We start from the raw sequence: 746 nt of genomic DNA, 5'->3' as shown, positions 1-746 counted from the left end.
TATATTCCGTGAATTTTATTATGTGTTAATGATGCAGTATCCAGAAACGGCAACTAAATCTTTTTCTGAAAAATATCGAAACATGCAATGGTCTTATAATAAAACACATTTTGAAGTATGGAAAAAAGGTCAAACTGGCTATCCAATCGTTGATGCTGCAATGAAGAAGCTGAATCGTACAGGATATATACATAATCGCTTACGAATGGTCGTATCACAATTTTTAACGAAAAATTTATTTATTGACTGGACTTGGGGTGAGGAGTACTTTAGACAGTATTTGATAGATTATGATAATGCATCTAATGTACACGGATGGCAGTGGTCAGCATCAACAGGAATAAATGAAGTGCCTTATTTCGGAATGTTTAATCCTATACGTCAAAGTGAGCGCTTTGATAAGCAAGGGTATTTTATTAAAACACAGCTAAAAATATTTAATGATGTGAGTAGAAAATACATTCGTGATCCAACTAAATATAATGATGAGTTATGATTGTTCGAAAAAGTGGTATTAATAATATAAAGGAGTCGATGACCATGAATTTTATAAATATATACAATCAGCAGACAGTACAAATTTGTACGGTAAAATTAACACGGTTAATAACTTAAAAGCTAATGTCATTATAGTACATGGTTTAGCAGAATATATGGATCGATATGATGAGTTGACAACTTTTTTGAACGATAATCAATTTAATGTTATTCGTTATGATCAACGAGGACATGGCCGTTCAGAAGGA

The 746-nt window shown here is 31.9% G+C and carries 2 protein-coding genes; both read left to right on the top strand.

What is annotated here, in order from left to right; genetic code table 11:
- Nucleotides 1-496 (top strand): FAD-binding domain-containing protein (locus EII32_RS11395; RefSeq protein WP_199741434.1); only part of this gene is annotated, 496 nt, incomplete at its 5' end.
- An 85-nt stretch (nt 497-581) separates the two neighbouring features.
- On the top strand, nt 582-746 hold a 165-nt coding region (locus EII32_RS12865), incomplete at its 3' end, for an alpha/beta fold hydrolase (protein WP_410524585.1).

The sequence above is a fragment of the Prevotella sp. OH937_COT-195 genome (assembly GCF_003932845.1).
In the GTDB taxonomy this organism is placed as follows: Bacteria; Bacteroidota; Bacteroidia; order Bacteroidales; family Bacteroidaceae; genus Prevotella.
The sequence above is the reverse complement of the archived record's forward strand: the minus strand, read 5'-3'. Positions and strand labels throughout refer to the sequence as shown.